General features: G+C 40.5%; 1 protein-coding gene. It reads right to left on the bottom strand.

Translation table 11 applies throughout. The features are described from left to right. Positions 1 to 120: 120 nt before the first annotated feature. Positions 121 to 1,158, bottom strand: a complete 1,038-nt coding sequence (locus FTV09_RS17740) for a Rieske 2Fe-2S domain-containing protein (protein WP_180059009.1) — start codon at positions 1,156 to 1,158, stop codon at positions 121 to 123. Between the last annotated feature and the right edge of the window lie 176 nt (positions 1,159 to 1,334).

The raw sequence follows: 1,334 nt of genomic DNA on the forward strand, positions 1-1,334 counted from the left end.
GCAAGAGATGCGATGGATGTCTGGTGATTTGTAGTCATAAATTTTAGTCCCCACTTGTTTTTAAGTGGGGACTAAATTAAGGCTTATAGGATGAATTCATAAGGTGTGTTCAGCGGACGCTTACCTAAATCCTTTCTTTCGTAATATTTTCCGATACATACTCGAACTGCGATCAGCTGGGAAATGTGCTTCTATACTCAAATCTAATGGCAAATATTCAGGCTTTTGCGATTCGGATACTAAGCGATCTTCTTCAAATATTTTTAAGTTAAAGTCGTAAGCATCTTCTACAGGCAGATCCTTGTCATAATTTCGACAAATAGGTGCAAATAGACGGGTAGAGCGGGCGGTCATTGGTGAGGCCGCATTCATAATCACTTGTTTGGTATCGTTGGGAAAATGGATAGTCAGTGTTGCAGTAAAAGGCAGATGTATTTCGAAATGACGTAGCCATTGAAAACCTTCTTGACCTCTTTGATCTAAACCAATGGGGTAACGTCCAACACTACTCCAATAGTCCGCATTAAAACCTGTTACTGTCTCAATGGTTTTATAGTCGGGTACTTCAACATTTTCAGGATCGCCAAAGGTATCAGGGTGTACCCATGCAAAATGTGCAACATCAATGAAGCCTTCGAGTTGTCGACCTGCAAAACATTGAAAATCTATAGTAGGACAAACCAATTGTTGATATTCTGTATTCTCCCAATTCGGCATGACAGGAATATTTGGTTCATCATCTGTACTTGCGGTGAGGCAGCACCAAATTAAACCATAGCGTTCTAAAGCAGCATAAGTTTTAAGGTTAAACCTTGGGGAAATTTTATGTTCAGGATGGGCAGGAATGCGGTTGCAGTGACCTTTTTCACCAAAGCGCAGTCCATGATAACGACACACAACACCTTGACCATCATTTTGACCTAAACTGAGTGGCACGCCACGATGCGGACAGGCATCTTTGGCAACAATGAGTTCATCTCCCATTTTATAAATCACCAAAGGCATGTCTAAGAGCATTGTGCCATAAGGCTGTTCAGTAATATCTCGTGCAAGTGCAATCGGGTACCAATATTCAGCCAATAGATGCCAATCATGTTCTTCAAATGTCATATGGACGGGTAAATCAGGATTAAAAGTAGAAATGGCTTTACTATTCATTTTTTGATCTGCATGGCGACTTAAATTTTAATATAGGTGAAGCTGCTGTGTAAGCGTCCGCTGAACACACCTTATGAATTCATCCTATAAGCCTTAATTTAGTCCCCACTTAAAAACAAGTGGGGACTAAAATTTATGACTACAAATCACCAGACATCCATCGCATCTCTTGCGAA

The organism is Acinetobacter sp. YH12227 (genome assembly GCF_013417785.1).
Lineage (GTDB): Bacteria > Pseudomonadota > Gammaproteobacteria > Pseudomonadales > Moraxellaceae > Acinetobacter > Acinetobacter gandensis.

Coding starts and splice junctions, on each gene's coding strand:
- FTV09_RS17740 (WP_180059009.1), bottom strand. CDS start 1,158: ATGAATAGTAAAGCCATTTCTACTTTTAATCCTGATTTACCCGTCCAT.